The sequence below is a fragment of the Rhizobium bangladeshense genome (assembly GCF_001662075.1).
GTDB classification, from domain to species: domain Bacteria; phylum Pseudomonadota; class Alphaproteobacteria; order Rhizobiales; family Rhizobiaceae; genus Rhizobium; species Rhizobium bangladeshense_B.
This window is the reverse complement of the sequence record NZ_LYPL01000100.1, coordinates 1-931: the sequence shown is the minus strand read 5'-3', so window position 1 is coordinate 931 and position 931 is coordinate 1. Positions and strand designations below refer to the sequence as shown.

Below are 931 nucleotides of genomic sequence, written 5' to 3'. Positions count from 1 at the left end.
CCTGTTCGACATCGACTTTCCCGAACATCCAAGCCAATCACATGTGGAAGAGGAGTTCGAGGCGCTCTCAAATGTCCTGGATGGGAGGCCCGTCAGCAGCTTCGCCCAACTGCCGGCGATGACGAGCCCGGAAATGCTCGCGGTGATGAAAATTCTTGCGGAGATGTGGCCACCCGCGTTCTTCACGGATTTCAATCTGACAACGTTGGTCGCCTGTCGGATGGTGAACATAAGTTTCCAACACGGCATTGCACCGTCCTCCAACCAAGGTTTGGCAATGCTCGGTTGGATCATGGGCCCCGCGTTTGGGCGCTATGACGAGGGCTATCAGATGGTGCAATTGGCGTGCGACTTGGCACAGCAGCAAAAGGCACCAGTGGACTTGGCTCGCGTTTACAACACGATGAGCCTCACGTCTTCGTGGACGCAGTCGTTGACGACCTCGATTGACTGGTATCGCACCGCCTATCGGGTTGGGATGGAAGCGGGTGACATTTTCTTTGCGTGCTTTCCTTGCGCGTTTATCGCGATGACCTTGCTTCAGAGGGGGCGGGACCTCCGTCAAGAGGCAGCCGAGTTGGCCGAATTGCGCGCGACGACTCGCGCCACGGGATTCCGTGACGGTGCCGATATGGCCTTGGTCCCCGAGCGAGCCAGCGCATGCTTGCGGGGCCTTACAGCACACATCTCCGACTTCAGCGATGCCGAGTTTGACCAGAGTGCCTTCGAACGGGACTTGGGCGGGGCGAGAGCGCCGACGGTGGGCTGGTTCTACTGGACTCGCAAAGTGATGCTGCACTATCTGGCTGGCGAGTTCATCTCGGCTTTGAGTGTCCTCGACAAGGTCGTGACCGGGACCTGCAAGATCGTTCAGATAGAGCACCTCGACTATCATTTCTACGGTGCTTTGGCATGCGCAGCCCGCATCCAT

The 931-nt window shown here is 58.1% G+C and carries 1 protein-coding gene; it reads left to right on the top strand.

Annotation, left to right across the window (positions count from 1 at the left end):
• Positions 1-931, top strand: a 931-nt coding sequence (locus A7X77_RS33695; protein WP_197486934.1) for a hypothetical protein, incomplete at both ends; no start/stop codon positions are given.